Raw genomic sequence first — 17,525 nt, forward strand, 5'->3', positions numbered from 1 at the left:
GATCTATCAATAGTGCAAATACCTTTATTTTACTCAATAGTTTCAATTATGCTTATTAAATTATTGGCAAAATTTATTTATTTTAAACATACTATAATTTGTTTTAACAATTCTTTTAAATATGTTGTAAACTTCACTGTAATTTCATTTGTAATGTCAGCTAAAAAATACTATAATTTACCTAGGATTATTTTTAGAAATATATTACCTAAATGGTATAGAAAGGAATTATTTTAAATGGAACAAATAAGACAAACTAAACAAAGAAGGAGTTTTTTAGAATTTGCAAAAGACAAAAATATTGAAATATCAGTTCAAAGATACTTAATAGATGCGCTTAGTTTTATGGCCTCTGGTTTATTTGCATCTTTATTAATAGGCACAATATTTAATACTCTAGGTCAAAATCTTCATATATCATTATTTACTGATGTTATTAACCCTCTTGCAAAACAAGTTACAGGACCTGCTATAGCTGTAGCAATTGCATATGGGCTTCAAGCACCACCACTAGTAATGTTTTCTTGTGCATTGGTCGGAGCTTGTGGTAATGAGTTAGGTGGACCTGTAGGTGCATTTGTTGCAACTATTTTTGCCTGCGAATTTGGTAAATTAGTTTCAAAAGAAACAAAAATAGATATATTAGTTACACCTGCTGTAACTATATTAATAGGTGTGTTAATTGCTGAAGCCGTTGGACCTGCTGTTTCTGCATTTATGACGGGATTTGGTAATGTTATAATGAGTGCTACTGAAATGCAACCTCTTTTAATGGGCGTGATTGTCGCAGTATTAGTAGGTATAGCTCTAACACTTCCAATAAGTAGTGCTGCTATATGTATGATGCTTGGACTTAGTGGACTTGCTGGAGGTGCCGCTACTGTCGGTTGCTGTTGCCAAATGGTTGGATTTGCTGTTATGAGTTATAGAGAAAATGGAGTCGGTGGTTTATTTGCTCAAGGCTTGGGGACATCTATGTTACAAATGTCTAATATAATAAAAAACTGGAAAATATGGATTCCTCCAACATTAGCCTCAGCAATTTTAGGTCCTCTATCAACTATGGTATTTAAAATGGAAAATATCGCAATTGGTTCTGGTATGGGTACATGTGGTTTAGTAGGACAATTTGGTACAATAACTGCAATGACTGAATCAGGAAATACATCAAGTATGATGTGGGTTGGAATATTACTTCTTCACTTTATTCTTCCTGCTATTGTAACATTAATAATATCAGAATTTATGAGAGCTAAAAATTGGATTAAACCTGGCGATTTAAAACTAGATATATAAATATTTTTTATAGAATAAAAAAAGAAATTATACTTATCTATAGTTGAAATAAATATAATTTCTCAATATATTCAAACCAAAAAAGGCTATTTAATAGCCTTTTTTTATTTTACTACTGCATTAACTAACCATTTTAATGCGCCTTTAGTACTTTTCCATAACGCGAAGTTTTCATTGTAGTAGTAAGTAGCTTCTGTATATAACACAGGATCTATTACTGAACCAGACATTCTTAAAGCAGCTGTCCATTGCATTAGGAATAATCCTATGTATTTATTTTTTTCTACTCCGTCTTTTATTGCAGATTTAGCAAAGTATAAGTTTCCATTTTTAAAGTAGTATAATGCTTTGAAGTAATCCCATTGAGCTGAGTCTTCATTTTTGAATCTTGCGAATAAGTCATTTACTGCTTTTCTATCATTTTTTGCTATTAATAAGTTTATTAATTTGTATCTGTTTCCTTGAGTATCATTTTCGTCCATTTTTAATAATAACTCGAACATTTTTCTAGCTTCTTTGTGATTTTTGTTGTTCATTAATAAAGTAGCTAAATCTTGAGCTGCTATCATGTATGGTCTAGCAGACTCATTATTCCAGTAGTTAGTTGTATTTTCTCTATCAACTATCATTTCTTCTGCAACAGCCATAGCTTGTCTTAAATAGTCTAATCTATCTTCAAATGGTAAATCTTCGTGAGCAAGTCCCATTAAAGCTTTGTATTTTGCAGATTTAGTTTCATCTTCTGTTAATTCTTTTGTAGCTTCAACTTTTACTTCTTCAGCTTGTACAACTTCTACTGTGTTTTCAGCAGTTACTGCTGCTTCAGCTACTACAGTTTCTTCACCTTCAAATAAAGCTCTTAATGCATCTGATTTACTTTTTATTGTTTTTAAACTAACACCAGTTTTTTCAGAGAAAGCTTTTTTTGTGATATACATAGGATGTGATCTTTTAAACATTTCAGCATCTTCTAATACCATGTTTAATATAGCCGCTACCCATATATCACATCTAGATGAAGTTAATAGTTCTCCGTCTTTTTGCTCTATTTTTGCTAGAAGATCTAAACTCATATCTTTGTATTGTTCGTTTAGATTTTCTTTGCAATATTCTACTATTGCATTTCTAATTTCATTTATTCTGTCTTTCATCAATATCCTCCCGAATCAAATTTTTAACCTCTATTATTATATCATTTTCTTAAAAAGTCTTCATTTAAATAGTATAAAATATATATTTTACCTAAAATTAAATTTAAGTCTAAATTCCTAAGGTTATAAACTTATGTTTATTTTCAACATACTTTATATAATTTATCATATATTGTATACCTATGTCAAAGTTTAACTGTATACTGTTAAAATATAATTTTAAAAAGTGTTTTTTGATTCAGAATATTATTTATTTATATACAAAATCTTCATCAATTATTAACAATTTTTCGTATAATCTGACATGTAAATAATTGATTTTAAAAAAGCTCCCCTTGCAACACATTCCGTAAGTCTTAAAAAGATTATATTAGCTTCGTCTTCTTTTATCTCTTCTAGTACTATTTCTTGTTTTTCATCATAATATATTGTTTTAAAAAAATCCTTTGTATCTATTGCAATTTTAATAATTTTATTCAAATCTTTATTAATTAACACCTTATTCTTTTTATGCATTATTATATTATTTTCAATTTCATCTAACATACTATCCAATTTATTTATTATAGATTCATATACCTCCATTATATTCCTCCAATTTATTATATTTTTACTTATGACATACATAATTAAATACTACATATTTTAATTGTAATACAAAAGTAAGTTTACTAACAATTTTTCTTTTATTTTCAATATAATTTTTATAAAATCTCTATATTAGGATAAAACTCACTTTATTGGAGATACTATTAATCAGATTTTAAAATAGGCGGTGTACTTATGAATAATTTCAAAAAAACTCTATTAAATGAAATTCCCGAATTTAGAGATTATACATTAAATTATTTAAATGGAAATATATCTACAATGCAATATAAAGAATTTGCAGCAGGCTATGGAGTTTACTCTGAATTAAACAAAAAATTATTTTTAATTAGACTAAGAATTTCGTGTGGGATTATGTCTAGATCGCAACTTCATACAATTTATCAAATCGCTAATAAAAACAATTTAAAATCTATACATATAACTACTAGACAGTCAATTCAATTTCAAGACTTAGACATGGATAGTACCGTCAATATAATGAAACAATTAATAGAAAATGACATCTATACTAAAGGTAGCGGAGGTAATTTTCCTAGAAACGTCGGTCTTTCTCCCCTATCTGGAGTAAATATTAAAGAGAGCTTTGATGTTACTCCATATGCTCTAGCTACTGATAAATATTTTTTAAATAAAATAAATACTTATAATCTTCCTCAAAAATTTAAAGTTTATTATTCAAATTCACAAAATGACTATGCATATGCTATTACTCAAGATATGGGATTTATAGCTACTCTAAAAGAAAATAAGCCTTATTTTGAAGTATATGTTGGAGGTTCATTGGGAAAAGAACCTAAAGTAGGGTTAAAACTTCCACATCTAATAAATCCTAGCGATGCATTATTTTATATCGAAGGCATGATTGAATTTTTTAAATCAGAAGGAGATTATAAAAATAAACATAAATCAAAAATAAGTTATATTATTGATAAATTAGGAAAAGATGAATTTTTAAAAAGACTGTACTTATACATCGATAAACAAAGGCAAAATATAAATTTAAAAATAAATCCAACTCCTATTGACTATAATAAACAAGGCATAGATATCGAATGTGATAATCCTAGATTATTTAAACAAAAACAACAAGGATTATATTCAGTCTATATCCATCCATTAGGAGGTATGTACAAATTAAAAGACTTAAAATGTTTATTAAAAGAACTAGATAAAATTAAAAATCCTATTATTCGTTTAGGAATGAACCAAGAAATATATATATTAAATTTAGATGGGCAAGAGGCTAAAAAAATATTAGATACTACAGAATGTATAAACGGCTGTACAGCATTAGAAAACAGCATATGTTGTATCGGTACACCTATTTGTAAAATAGGTATTTGCAATAGTCAAAAATTACTGTCTGATATTATTACTTATTTTAAAATAAATAGCAAAGATAGAGAAAATTTAAAAGTTATGCCACAACTATATATATCTTCTTGTAAAAACGTATGTGGATTCCAACAAATCGGATGTATTACTTTAGTCGGAACAATGAAAAGCATCAATAAAGTTAATGTAGATTGTTTTGAAATGAATATAAATAAACTTTTAAATGATAATAAATCCATCCAAATAAAATCATTAGGATGTTTCAAAAGCTTTGATATTTCACCTATGCTATATGAAATAAGTGAAAAATTAATAGAAAATAATATTGATTTTATTAATTTCGTAAATAATCATAAAAAGAATTTTCTAAAATAATTAATAAATACAAAATATAAATTCTTATAAAACTTTATATATATTATAAAAAATTCGCTTCGCTCATAGCGCCAACGACTTCGTTCCGTTGCTTAAAATTCACTTCGCTCATGGCGCCAACGAATCAAAGATTCAGTTGCTTTAGTTAATAGATTAGAAATTATACATTATCCATAAACCAGATAATATATAATTTCTATAAAATAAATAAAACTGTAGAAATAGACTTATATATTTCTACAGTTTTATTTATTTTATAAATTTATTATAACAGCTAAAAATACTAATTCTTCATCTCCTATATTTTCGATATAGTGTTTAGTATTAATGGCGTATACAACATCTCCTTCATTTACTTGTACTATTTTATCACCATCTAAAACTTCTCCCTTGCCACTTAATATATAGTAAACCTCATAGTCCTTATTATGTTCATGTAATCCAACTGAACCGCCAACTGGAACACTTAATTTTGCAAATACTTTAGCTTGATTTTTTAGCTCATCCCCTTCTATCAACAATTCACGAGTTATGTTTCCTTTTCCCCCTTCTATAGGACCAACAACCTTTGTCAATTCATCTTTTCTTCTTATCATTTGTATATCCCCCTTAAATTTTATTTCCATTTAATTAAATAATACATCACAATTTTACAATATAAAAGCATTATCTAAATTTTAAATTATTTAAAGATAATGCTTTATGTTTTTCTATTAACTTTTTAATTGAACATCGTATTTTGTATATAAATCTTTCATTAAAGTAGTTTGTTTTGTCTTTTCTAATGTACTTATTAGGTCATCTTTAACATCATCAAAATCTTGTACTTTTTCACCAGTTTTCTTTATTATATGATATCCCGCACTCGTCTCTACAACCTCTGGGTATATTTCGTCTATTTTTAATGAAAATGCAGCTTTTGAAAAAGCACTTACCATTTCATCTTCTGTAAAATATCCTAAATCCCCTCCACTAGATGCACTAGAGTCATCAGAATACTCTTTTGCCAATGTTGCAAAGTCATCTCCATCTAATGCCATTTTTAAAACAGCTTCTGCAGTTTTTTTGTTTTCTTCTATTTGTTCATCGCTCAGTTTTTTATTACTGCTGTCATAATTTGAAATTAATATATGTGATGCACGAATTTGTTGGAAATCATCTTGATTCTTTTCATAATAATTTTTTGCCTCTTCTTCACTTACCTCGCTATATTCTTCTAGATATTTAGCACCCATTAATTCCTTTTTTATACGCTCTTTTAATTTATCTTCTGTAAGATTGAATTTTTCAAAGTACTCATCTTCTGTTAAATTGTACTGAGAATTGATATTTGCTATAGTAGTATCATAATTTTCTTGTACTTGGTCATCTGTTATTTCAACATTGTTTTCTTTAGCTTCTTTATATAAAACCTCGATATTTACTAAGTACTCCAACATTGTCGATTCATATGTAGAAATTTGTGACTCAGTTAGTTTTTGTAACCCATTTGCATAAAAAATAGGTTCCATAACACTTTTTAAATCTTTTCCTGTTATTTTGCTATCACCGACACTTGCATAAACTTCGCTATTAGAATAATATCTATGGCTTGCAGGTAAAACTCTTCCATATGATAAACCTCCATAGAAAGCTCCTCCAACTACAGCAACTAAAGCACATACTAGCGCTACTTTTTTCATTATTTTTCGCTCTTTTTTCTCATCTTCTGTCATAATTACAACTTTATTTGGTGTTTCTTTAGTTTCTTGATTATTATCTTCTAAATCTTTATTTATTTCTTTAGAAGTATCTTCTACCTTTTTCTTTTTATTGAACATTCTATCCTCCTGAATAATTTATATATTTTAAAATCTAATATCTACAGATTTATTTTAATTATTTAATAAAATTTAACATTTGTATTATATCATTATTTTTACATGATTTTTTAAAAAAAATATTACAAATTGTTGAATAGTAAAATAAGTTTTAACGAAAATTCACTTCGTTCATTGCGCCAACAACTTCGTATGTTGCTTAAAATTCACTTTGTTTATGGCGCCAACGACTTCGTCCGTTGCTTAAAATTCACTTTGTTCATGGCGCTAACGATTTTGTCCGTTTTTACCTTATAATAAAAACCTTAATTTATTCTTAGTTATTTGTTTGTTATTATCTAATGAAAACAAAGACACTATCAAATATGACTTTGATGAAATAGATGATTTAAAAGAAATTAAGCCTCTATTTGAGGAAATTGTTAAAAGATATATTTAAGATAATAAAATAAGCCAGGAAAGTTATAAAAATTTCTGGCTTACATTTATTTTAAATATATATACTCACACCTATTACAATTATAGCTGTTACAATTATCGGAATTAATACAGATGTTACAAATATATCCTTGTATGATTCTTTGTGAGTAAGACCACAAATAGCTAGGGTTGTAATAACTGCTCCATTATGAGGCAATGTATCAAGACCTCCACAAGCTAGAGAAGCTATTCTATGTAAAATTTCAGGTGAAATATTTAAATCACTCGCCATTTGCAGATAAGTAGGTGCTAAAGCATCTAAAGTAATTGTTAATCCTCCAGAAGCAGATGCTGTAAGTCCACAAATTAAATTTACAGATAAGGCTTCTGATATTATAGGATTTGACGAAATATTAAATACAAAATTTTGAACTACTGAAAAAATAGCCAATGATTTAATCACACTGCCATACCCAACAATTGCTGATGAATTTAATAAAGGTCTAAAAGAATTAGTAACACCTTCATCTAAAACACTTTTTATGTTTTTGATTTTTTTAAAATTAGTAATAACTAAAAATAAGTCTGCTATAACTATTGAAATTATAACACTCCATGTTCCAGATACATTACCTAAAGTTGTATTAAACTTTTCTAAATAGGCTCCATCAACTGAAGGATAATATGCTTTTGAGAAAAATAAGTTTGATGCAAATATAATTAAAATAGGTACAATTGCCACAAGTATATTTGGTAGTTTTTCATCAGTTAATTTTTCATTTTCTATATAATCTCCATATCCTTCATGATTATTTCTAGCTTTTTTAGCTTCTCTACTTAAATAAATCATTCCTAATCCTAACATTAACAAACTTGCAATTATACCAAGTAACGGTGCTGCAAAAGCATCTGTTCCAAAGTACTTCATTGGGATAACATTTTGAATTTCTGGTGAGCCTGGAGCTGCTGTCATTGTAAAAGTAAATGAACCTAATGCAATACATCCAGGAATAAGCCTTTTTGGAATATCTGCTTCTTTAAATAAACTCCTCGCTATAGGATATGATATAAAAGCAACTACAAATAAAGAAACTCCTCCATATGTAAGTAGCGCTCCCGATAAAACTATAGATAATATCGCCTTGTCGCTACCTAATTTTTTTGTTATAAAATGAGAAATAGATTTTGCATAATTTGCTTTTTCCATTAATATAGCAAATATGGCTCCTGTCATAAATAACGGGAAGTAATTTTTTACAAAACTCGAAAAGCCTGACATATATACTTCTGTATAAGATGCCATTAGGTGGCTATCAAAACCAGTAGTTACTATAAGTGTTAATAGTGCTACTATTGGTGCTGTGATTATTGTTGAATACCCTTTATATGCTAAAAACATAATGAGTGCAAGTGATAAAATTAATCCTATAATGCTAAACATTTTTTATTTAGTGTTGTAGTAACAACACTACTCCTTCCATACTTCTTTTATATTTTATAAATTCCCCAATTTTTTATATTTAATCTATTTTTCCAGATTTAATCTTTAAAGATTTAAATTTGTCTATAAAATTCCGTGATTTAAGACATACTCTTGCTACTATAATAATCTTATACTAAATCAGGGTCAATATCATTATCCCCCATTCCAAGCAATTTCAATGGTTTAAGTGCTGGTCCATTTAAGATACTTCCGTCATAATTAAACCTAGACCCATGACATGGACAATCCCAGCTTTTTTCAAAACTATTGAACTTTAGTTCACATCCTAAATGTGTGCATGTTATATCCACAACAAATAATTTCCCATTTTTGTCTCTATATGCTCCATATTTATCCCCATCTATAACTACTACTTTTCCCTCTTCTTTTTGTATATCTAGCTCCATACTTCCCTTTTTAATTTTGCCTTTTATATAGTCATAAGCCATAATGGTATTTTCTTTTAAGTAGTTTAAGTTTAAATAACTTCCTGTTCTAGATGGGTCAAACAATTCTTGGTATTTTGATTTATTATTTAAAATTAAATCGGTTATAACGATACCTGCAACAGCGGATGTACTTATGCCCCACTTACAAAATCCCGTAGCAATATATATATCGGGCTCATCTTTGCTTATATGGCCTATATAAGGTATGTTGTCGGTTGTTATATAATCTTGTGTAGACCATTTATATTCTAATGTTCCTATTTTGAAGTTATTCTTTGCAAATTCTACAATATCGTTAAATATGTCATTTTCATTATCGCATTTACCAGTTTTGTGGTCAAAGCCTCCACATACTAAATAAGATTTATCTCCATCAGTATACGTTCTTACAGTTTTTGATGGCTTTTCTATATTTATAAACATGCCTTTTGCGATAGGTTTATTTAGCTTTGAAACAGTTAAATATGATCTATATGCCTGCTCTTTTGTAAAATAAAGTCCTAATTCATCATGCCATATATTTGATGATGCTATTACAACTGATTTAGCCTTAATTGTTTTATCGTTTCTTGTCTTTACAATATAAAAATCTTTATGTTTTTCAAGTCCTACTACTGGTGTATTTTCATATATTTCAACACCTTTTTCTGAAATAACTTTTGCTAGACTATCCATATATTTTTTAGAATTAAATTGAGCTTGATTGTCTAATTTAAGGGCGCCTTTTATATCTAGAGGAAAGTCTTCTATACTATTTAAATATTCGTATGGTATTTGTAGTTTTTCACAGATTTTATATTCATTTTTTAGTTGATTTAAATAGTCTTCGTCTTCAGTAAATATGTAATTAGGCAAATTTTCAAAATTGCAATCTATATCGTATTTTTTTACTATATCTTTAATTAATTTAAGTCCATCTTCATTAGCTTCATAGTAAAGTCTTGCCTTTTCTTTTCCATATTTTTTGCTTATATTTTCGTAAATCAATCCATGTGATGATGTTATTTTTCCAGTATTTCTTCCAGATGAACCATATCCAACTTTATCTGACTCTATAACTATTGTTTGTTTATTTTCTTTGCTTAACATATAGGCTGTATGAAGGCCTGTAAGGCCTGCTCCTACTATTAAGTAGTCTATTTCTATATCTTTATCTAAAGTGGGATAACTTTCACCTTGATTATTTATTATCCAAAATGAATTTTCCATATTAAACACCTTTTCCTTAATTTTTTATACTATTGTATTGTTTCCAATATTAGAAAATATATTTATTAATTTTGTATAAATAAAATTTGCCACGAGTAAAACTCGTGGCATCAAGGGTTGTGTTTATATATGAGTTAATTTATATTTTATCAATTTAACCTAATTAACTAATTAACTTACTTTTTTCTTTTTTAATAATCCTAGTATTAATCCTCCAACTACTGAACCTATTACTAATGCTACAAAATACATTAGTGGATTACTTATAACTGGTAATATAAATATTCCTCCATGAGGAGCTCTAGATCCACAGCTAAATGCCATTGATAATGCACCAGCTATTGCTGAACCTACTACACAAGATGGTATTACTCTTGCTGGGTCTCCTGCTGCAAATGGTATTGCACCTTCTGTTATAAATGATAATCCCATTACATAATTTACTATACCTGATTTTCTTTCACTTTCAGTAAATCTATCTTTAAAGAATGTAGTTGCAAGTGCTATTGCTATAGGAGGTACCATACCGCCTATCATAACTGCTGCCATTATTTCAAATTGTTCAGGTCCTGCATTTGCAACTGTAAGTTGTGCAGTACCAAATACATATGCAGCTTTGTTAAATGGTCCACCCATATCAACAGCCATCATTCCAGCTAATACAGCACCTAATAATATCTTACTACTTCCACTCATTGATGATAAGAAGTTGTTAAGCCCTGTATTTATTGCACCCATTATTGGATTGACAGCCATCATAAATATCGCCATTAATAATATACCGAAGACTGGATAAAGTAATACTGGTTTTATACCTTCTAGTGATTCTGGTAATTTAGAGAATATCTTTTTAAGTAAAAGTACTATATATCCTGCTACAAAACCTGCTAATAAAGCACCTAAAAATCCTGAACTTATTGGATTAGAATTTGCAAAATCCATTACATTTGTAAAAGTATATCCATCTTTTGCGATAACTCCACCTACAAAACCTACTGCTAAACCTGGTCTATCAGCTATACTCATTGCAATATAACCTGCTAATATAGGTAACATAAATCCAAATGCTTGTTCACCTACAGTTTTAAAGAATGCTGCAATCGGAGTATTTTTACCGAAGTTAGCTGGATTTATGCTGTAATCATCTAGTAAAAATGCTATTGCTATTAATATACCTCCACCTACAACAAATGGTAACATATGAGATACGCCATTCATCAAATCTTTATAAAATTTTCTTCCTAAACTCTCTTTTTCATCTGTACTTTCTTCTGAATCATTACTTACTCCATCAGCATGATATACAGGAGCATAACCTTTTATTGCTCTATCTAATAATTCATCGGCTTTATGTATTCCATCTGCAACTTTAGTTATTATAACTTTTTTGCCATCAAATCTATTCATTTGAACTTTTTTATCAGCTGCAACAATTATGCATTTTGCATGTTCTATCTCTTCTTTTGTTAAAGCGTTTTTTACTCCACCAGAACCATTAGTTTCAACTTTTATTGTTATTCCTTTTTCTTCAGCCTTATTATTTAAGTTTTCTGCTGCCATAAATGTATGCGCTATACCTGTTGGACAAGCAGTTACGGCTAAGACCTCAGGATATTTATTATTTTCTTTAATATTTTGAGATTCGTTATGAGTTTTAACTTCTTTTGATTCTTCTGGGAACTTTTCAGTTTCTTTTTTGTCTATTAATGATAAAAATTCATCTACGCTTGTTGAATTTATTAAACTATTTTTAAATTCCTCATCCATAAGTATTGTAGATAATCTTGATAATACCTCTAAATGTGTATTATTTGCACCATCTGGAGCTGCTATCATAAAGAATAAATTAGATAAACTTCCATCAAATGCTTCATAGTCTATACCATCTTTTGTTATACCTGCTGCTAGACAAGCTTTTTTTACTGCTTTTGTCTTTGCATGAGGGATTGCTATTCCTTCGCCAACTGCAGTAGTACTCAATTCCTCACGAGCTAAAATTGCTTCTTTATACTCGGCTTTATTGTTTAAATTTCCACTTGCATCTACTAAATCTACCATTTCATCAATTACATCTGGTTTAGTTTTAGATGAAAGGTTTAACTTGATAGATTCTTTTGATAATAAATCTGTAATTCTCATAACTCCTACTCCTTTTCATAATTATTAAATAGTATTATTGCCTTTATATATTTGTATTATTTTTCTTTATAATTTTTTTGACTTTTTCAGACTATATATTATTTTATTTTTTCTATTTTTATTTCTTTTACTAGTTTATCTATAAATTCTCTAGTAGCTAAGTCAGAAGAAAATGCTGTAGCACCCCCACTTGCTGCACCTAATCTAAGAGCATCTTCGTAGTTTTGTGATTTTAAGTATCCACTTATAAAACCTGCCACCATTGAATCCCCTGCACCTACTGAATTTACAACTTCACCTTTTGCAACACTACTTATAAGTACTTGATTATCTTCTGATACTAATAAGGCTCCGTCTTTTCCCATAGATATTAATACATTTTGAGCTCCCATTTCTTTTAATTTTTCAGCATAAAAAATTATATCTTGAGTTGTATTTAACTCTACATTAAACATTTCTGCTAATTCATGATTATTTGGTTTTATTAAAAATGGTTTATATTTTAAAACATTTAAAAGTAAGTTCTTTGTCGCATCTACAACGACTTTTATATTTTTATGTTCTACTCTTTTCATTATGTCTTCATATAATTTTTCATCTAAGCACGATGGAATACTTCCGGATAATATTAAAATATCTCCATCTACTAGTTGATCTATTACTTTATAAAACTCATCTAATTCTTCTTTTTTTATATTTGGTCCCTGACCATTTATTTCAGTTTCTTCTTCACTTTTGATTTTTACATTAATTCTAGTAAAACCTTGCTCTACTTTTATAAAGTTTGATTTTAAGCCTAATTCTTTTAACGAATTTATTATATAATCTCCAGTAAATCCACTTACAAATCCTAAGGCTATATTATCATTATCCAAGTTTTTTAGTATTCTTGTCACGTTTATTCCCTTACCACCCGGATATACATGTTCTTCATTTACTCTGTTTATATGACCCTTAACTAGCTCTTTAACTTTTATAACATAGTCTATCGATGGGTTTAAAGTTACTGTATATATCATCCATAAGCCTCCTTTATATTATTAGTGCTCATTTTTATTTTTTTTATTACGTTTATTTATCTTATAACTCTATAGTAATTCAAAAATACGTTTTCAGAAAGTCAATAAATTTCTCTTAATTAAAAGAGAAATTTATCATTTTTATAAATAAATAATTTAGGGAGATAAATTATTTATTTATCTCCCTAAACATTTATTTTATATTAAATTTATAAACTAAAACATCTTCATAAATTTTTCGTAGCTTTTATTTTCACATATACCGATTACTTTTGATACTGAACCGACTTGCTTGTATATTGTTGAAAATAACTTTTCATAATCAAATATTTCATCTTTATCAATAGCTAAAATCAAAACTAATCTTACATCATCTAATGTCCAATGTATAGGATTTTTTAATATACCAACTGCAATTTTGTTTTTTAATATTTTTCCATTAGCTCCATGTGGCAGTGCAACCATATGTCCAATTTCTGTAGTAGCTATTTTTTCTCTATCAAAGAATGATTTTTTCATCTCATCATCTATAACCCCTTGATTTACAAGTTGGCTACCCATATATTCTATAACTTCTTCCTTTGTATTAAAATCTAAGTCTGTAAAAAATAAATTTCTGTCAAATAAATCTCTCGTCTCAACTTCTTTATACATCTTTCCTGTTTTCATAAACTTTTCTATTATTTTTACTTCATTGTCATTTAAAAGAGGAGAAACTGTTATAACTGGTACCCTCTCGCATTTAATATCTACTGTTGATATTATAAAGTCGACTTCCATAACATTTATGTAATCGATTAAATATGCCGGTATTATTTTAACTATTTCTATTTTTCCTTCAAATAAATATTCTAATTTATTTTTTACTAGCATCGATGTACCTATCCCAGATACACAGACGATTATTACTTTAAAGACTTTTTTCTTTTGATTATGTTCTGACCTTTCAATAGCACCACCGACATGTACTGCTATATTAGATATTTCTTCATCATCTAGTTTTAAGCCTAATTCTTCTTCTATTGTTTTCTTCGCAATTTTACCTAATTCATATGCATATGGATATTTTATTCTTATATCAATAGGTAAAACTCCATATTGATTTATTCCCAAATTCATCTTTTTATATATACTATTTATATGGTTGTAAAGACAAGTTTCAAATATTTCATCTTGGCTTAAGTCTATAGATGTTGCAATTTTTAAGTTTTTACAGAATTTCTTTATTGCTCGTATTATTTTTTCTTTATTTTTATCATCATTCATTATTAATTCTCTTTGAATTATATAATCTTTTATATATGCTTGTATAAATTCACTTTCATCTTGATTACTTCTACTTAGCTTTATAAAGATAATACTGCATAAATTTTTAAATTCTGTATCACTAAGCACTAAATGTTCTCTCCCCAACATATTCAAAATAATATTTTTTAAGTTGAATATATTATTTGATACTTTTTCACTTAAAAAGTCTTTTAGATTAAGTTCATTGTCTTTTTTTGAACATATATCTAATATAAAACTCGTTATATCATCTTCACTCGCTTGTATTGCTATACCTTGCTTGTGTTTTGATACAACAGATATATTGTACTTTTTCAAAATAGATTTTACTTCTTTTAAGTCATTTTTTACTGTAGAGACGCTTATATACATAGAGTCAGCTAATTCCTCTAATTTCACAGTATTTTCTGGCTTAGTCGTCAAGTTTATCAAATTTTTTATAATATAATCAATCCTATCTACATTCCCTAAATACTGACTAGGAATAGCAATATCGTCAAATGAGCCTTCTATTTTATAACCTATTCCTCGGATTGATATGATTTTCCCATCTTTGCCATTTTTATTGATGTCTTTTATTTCACTTTGTATAGTCTTTGTAGAACATCCAATTTCTTCACTAAGAGCTAAACTACTGACAGGATCATGAGAATTTTTTAATATTTCAATTATATTTAAGGCTCTTACACTATAGATAATCAAAATCTCCCCCTTAAAAACTCTGTTTATTTTCCTATTACATTCCCTTTAAACTTTATATTATTTATTTTTTAAATTAGCAAGAGCAGCAAAAGGATTGTTGAATGCTTCTTGCTCTTTATTTTGATTTTTTAGATACTTATTTATATCTTTTTTAGATGCTTTTCCTTTTTCTTCGGCTTTTCTTTTATTAAATGAAGATAATTTTTCTCTATGTCCACAGCTACATGTAAATATTTTTCCTTCACCTTGGCCTTTTAGTTCAAGCCTTTTGTGGCAATTTGGACATCTTGCGTTTGTAGTTTGTGAAATTAATTTTCTAGTATTACATTCTCTATCTTCACAAACTAGCATCTTACCTCTTTTTCCATTGACTTCTAGCATGAATTTTCCACACTCTGGGCATTTATTTCTTGTTATGTTGTCATGTTTGAATTTATTTTCACTATTTTTTATTTCTTTTACGATAGTTTTTGAGTAATTTTTCATTTCATTTAAAAACTCATTTTTCTTGCTCTTACCTTTTGAAATATCATTTAAAGTTTTTTCCCATTTAGCAGTTAACTCTGGACTTTTTAAATCCTTAGGTGCTAAATCTAAAAGTTGTCTTCCTTTTGATGTTATATGAATTTCTTTATTTTTCATCTCAACAAAGAAAGAATTAAATAATTTTTCAATTATATCTGCTCTTGTTGCAACAGTTCCTAAATTATGTTTTTCCATTTCTGTAAGTAAAGTAGCTTCATTTAAATATGAAGGCGGATTAGTTTTTTTGTTTTCTATTTTTACACTTTCCACTTTTAATACTTCATCTACATTTATATCAATTATACCGTCATATGTTTCATTGTCATCTACAGTATAATTTTCTCTCCAACCTAATTTTATAATTTTATTGCCTTTTGCTGTAAATGTTTCGCCTTCACAACTTCCTTTTATAGTTGTTTGCTCATATTCAAAAGGTGGACATAATACACTTAAAAATCTCTTAACTACTAAATCATATATTTTTCTCTCTTTATCAGATAAATCCCCTAAAAACACTCTTTCTTCTGTAGGTATTATCGCGTGGTGATCTGTAACTTTTGAATTGTCTACAAAAGATTTATTAGGTTTTATTTTTGTTTTTAGTAGTTTCATAGATACTTTTGAATATTCACTAGTATTTACAGCTTTTATTCTATCTTTTAATGTGTCTACTATATCGTCAGTTAAATATCTTGAATCTGTTCTTGGATATGTAAGAACTTTATGATGTTCGTATAATCTTTGCATTATAGATAAAGTCTCTTTTGCTGAATATCCAAACATTTTATTTGCATCTCTTTGTAATTCTGTTAAATCATAAAGTGATGGAGCGTATTTTTTCTTGTTCGACTTTTTGACATCTACTATTTTTAAATCCTTGTTTAATACTTTTTTCTTTATGTTTTCAATTTTTTCTTTATTGAAAGTCGAAGTAGAATTATTTTTATCATGCCAAGATAACTTTAAATAGTTTCCACCTTTTTCAGTTAAAATATCTAAAGTATAGTAGTCTTTTGGCTTGAAGTTTCTTATTTCGTCTTCTCTTTTTAATATCATAGCTAAAGTCGGAGTTTGGACTCTACCACATGATAAACTAGCATTATACTTTGTTGTAAGCGCTCTAGTTGCGTTTATACCGACTATCCAATCTGCTTCTGCTCTAGCTATTGCAGAATAATATAGATTGTTGTATTCTTTTGCATCTTTAAGTTTAGTAAAGCCTTCTTTTATAGCTTTATCTGTACTTGAAGATATCCAAAGACGTTTAATAGGCTTTTTAATATGTGCTTTTTCTATTATCCATCTAGCTACTAATTCGCCTTCACGACCAGCATCTGTAGCTATTACAACTTCACTTACATCATTTCTATTTAATTGTGCTTTTACTGTATTAAATTGTTTTGCACTCTTTTTTATTACTACAGTTTTCAAATCTTTTGGAAGTATTGGTAAATCACTCATATCCCAAGATTTATATTTTTTATCATAAGTTTCTGGATCTGCTAATGTAACTAAGTGACCTAATGCCCATGTCACTATATATTTATTACCTTCTATATATCCATTCTTTTCATTTTTACAACCTAAAACCCTGGCAATATCTCTTCCAACTGATGGTTTTTCGGCTAAAACTAATATTTTTGCCATATTGTGTCCTTTCTACAAAGTTTGCAATTATATATTTTTATATAAAACTTTTATTT

Annotated in this window: 12 protein-coding genes; 2 read left to right on the plus strand and 10 right to left on the minus strand. The window is 28.0% G+C overall.

Annotated features, from left to right (window positions below):
- The first annotated feature begins 237 nt into the window (after positions 1 to 237).
- A complete protein-coding gene (locus tag I4U58_RS06585) occupies positions 238 to 1,296 on the plus strand; it encodes a PTS sugar transporter subunit IIC (protein WP_195930234.1) in 1,059 nt (352 codons plus the stop codon).
- Positions 1,297 to 1,400: 104 nt separating this feature from the next.
- On the opposite strand, the gene I4U58_RS06590 is transcribed toward I4U58_RS06585, so the two are convergent.
- Together I4U58_RS06590 and I4U58_RS06595 are read right to left on the minus strand one after the other, a co-directional pair.
- Positions 1,401 to 2,447: a DUF6398 domain-containing protein gene (locus I4U58_RS06590; RefSeq protein ID WP_195930235.1), complete on the minus strand. Its 1,047-nt coding sequence runs from the start codon at positions 2,445 to 2,447 to the stop codon at positions 1,401 to 1,403.
- Positions 2,448 to 2,726: 279 nt separating this feature from the next.
- Entirely contained in the window at positions 2,727 to 3,032 is a 306-nt protein-coding gene (locus I4U58_RS06595; RefSeq protein WP_195930236.1) for a hypothetical protein, read from the minus strand.
- 198 nt (positions 3,033 to 3,230) lie between these two features.
- Between I4U58_RS06595 and I4U58_RS06600 the strand changes: the two genes are divergently transcribed.
- Positions 3,231 to 4,769: a nitrite/sulfite reductase gene (locus I4U58_RS06600; RefSeq protein ID WP_195930237.1), complete on the plus strand. Its 1,539-nt coding sequence runs from the start codon at positions 3,231 to 3,233 to the stop codon at positions 4,767 to 4,769.
- A gap of 254 nt (positions 4,770 to 5,023) precedes the next feature.
- Here the strand turns inward: I4U58_RS06600 and I4U58_RS06605 are convergent, their stop codons facing one another.
- The 8 genes from I4U58_RS06605 to I4U58_RS06640 form a co-directional block, all read right to left on the minus strand.
- On the minus strand, positions 5,024 to 5,365 hold the full coding sequence (locus I4U58_RS06605) for a cupin domain-containing protein (RefSeq protein ID WP_195930238.1): 342 nt from the start codon (positions 5,363 to 5,365) through the stop codon (positions 5,024 to 5,026).
- 117 nt (positions 5,366 to 5,482) lie between these two features.
- Positions 5,483 to 6,589: a peptidylprolyl isomerase gene (locus I4U58_RS06610; RefSeq protein WP_195930239.1), complete on the minus strand. Its 1,107-nt coding sequence runs from the start codon at positions 6,587 to 6,589 to the stop codon at positions 5,483 to 5,485.
- Between the two features lie 490 nt (positions 6,590 to 7,079).
- Complete coding sequence (locus I4U58_RS06615; RefSeq protein WP_195930240.1) at positions 7,080 to 8,450, minus strand: GntP family permease; 1,371 nt, start codon at positions 8,448 to 8,450, stop codon at positions 7,080 to 7,082.
- A gap of 170 nt (positions 8,451 to 8,620) precedes the next feature.
- The gene (locus I4U58_RS06620) at positions 8,621 to 10,150 is read right to left on the minus strand and encodes an FAD-dependent oxidoreductase (RefSeq protein ID WP_195930241.1); all 1,530 of its coding nucleotides are present in this window, start codon (positions 10,148 to 10,150) and stop codon (positions 8,621 to 8,623) included.
- Between the two features lie 171 nt (positions 10,151 to 10,321).
- The gene (locus I4U58_RS06625; RefSeq protein ID WP_195930242.1) at positions 10,322 to 12,289 is read right to left on the minus strand and encodes a fructose-specific PTS transporter subunit EIIC; all 1,968 of its coding nucleotides are present in this window, start codon (positions 12,287 to 12,289) and stop codon (positions 10,322 to 10,324) included.
- Positions 12,290 to 12,387: 98 nt separating this feature from the next.
- A complete protein-coding gene (pfkB, locus tag I4U58_RS06630) occupies positions 12,388 to 13,308 on the minus strand; it encodes a 1-phosphofructokinase (protein ID WP_195930243.1) in 921 nt (306 codons plus the stop codon).
- Positions 13,309 to 13,524: 216 nt separating this feature from the next.
- Positions 13,525 to 15,297, minus strand: coding sequence for a PTS sugar transporter subunit IIA (locus tag I4U58_RS06635; protein ID WP_207743840.1), 1,773 nt, complete (start codon positions 15,295 to 15,297; stop codon positions 13,525 to 13,527).
- A gap of 57 nt (positions 15,298 to 15,354) precedes the next feature.
- The gene (locus I4U58_RS06640) at positions 15,355 to 17,469 is read right to left on the minus strand and encodes a DNA topoisomerase III (RefSeq protein WP_195930244.1); all 2,115 of its coding nucleotides are present in this window, start codon (positions 17,467 to 17,469) and stop codon (positions 15,355 to 15,357) included.
- Positions 17,470 to 17,525: the final 56 nt, after the last annotated feature.

The organism is Clostridium sp. 1001270J_160509_D11 (assembly GCF_015667935.1).
Lineage (GTDB): Bacteria > Bacillota > Clostridia > Peptostreptococcales > Peptostreptococcaceae > Intestinibacter.

Excerpts from the sequence above, each read along its gene's own strand:
- I4U58_RS06595 (WP_195930236.1), bottom strand. The coding sequence starts at position 3,032 with ATGGAGGTATATGAATCTATAATAAATAAATTGGATAGTATGTTAGAT.
- I4U58_RS06605 (WP_195930238.1), bottom strand. The coding sequence starts at position 5,365 with ATGATAAGAAGAAAAGATGAATTGACAAAGGTTGTTGGTCCTATAGAA.
- I4U58_RS06585 (WP_195930234.1), top strand. The coding sequence starts at position 238 with ATGGAACAAATAAGACAAACTAAACAAAGAAGGAGTTTTTTAGAATTT.
- I4U58_RS06600 (WP_195930237.1), top strand. The coding sequence starts at position 3,231 with ATGAATAATTTCAAAAAAACTCTATTAAATGAAATTCCCGAATTTAGA.
- I4U58_RS06615 (WP_195930240.1), bottom strand. The coding sequence starts at position 8,450 with ATGTTTAGCATTATAGGATTAATTTTATCACTTGCACTCATTATGTTT.
- I4U58_RS06620 (WP_195930241.1), bottom strand. The coding sequence starts at position 10,150 with ATGGAAAATTCATTTTGGATAATAAATAATCAAGGTGAAAGTTATCCC.
- I4U58_RS06590 (WP_195930235.1), bottom strand. The coding sequence starts at position 2,447 with ATGAAAGACAGAATAAATGAAATTAGAAATGCAATAGTAGAATATTGC.
- pfkB (WP_195930243.1), bottom strand. The coding sequence starts at position 13,308 with ATGATATATACAGTAACTTTAAACCCATCGATAGACTATGTTATAAAA.
- I4U58_RS06610 (WP_195930239.1), bottom strand. The coding sequence starts at position 6,589 with ATGTTCAATAAAAAGAAAAAGGTAGAAGATACTTCTAAAGAAATAAAT.
- I4U58_RS06625 (WP_195930242.1), bottom strand. The coding sequence starts at position 12,289 with ATGAGAATTACAGATTTATTATCAAAAGAATCTATCAAGTTAAACCTT.
- I4U58_RS06640 (WP_195930244.1), bottom strand. The coding sequence starts at position 17,469 with ATGGCAAAAATATTAGTTTTAGCCGAAAAACCATCAGTTGGAAGAGAT.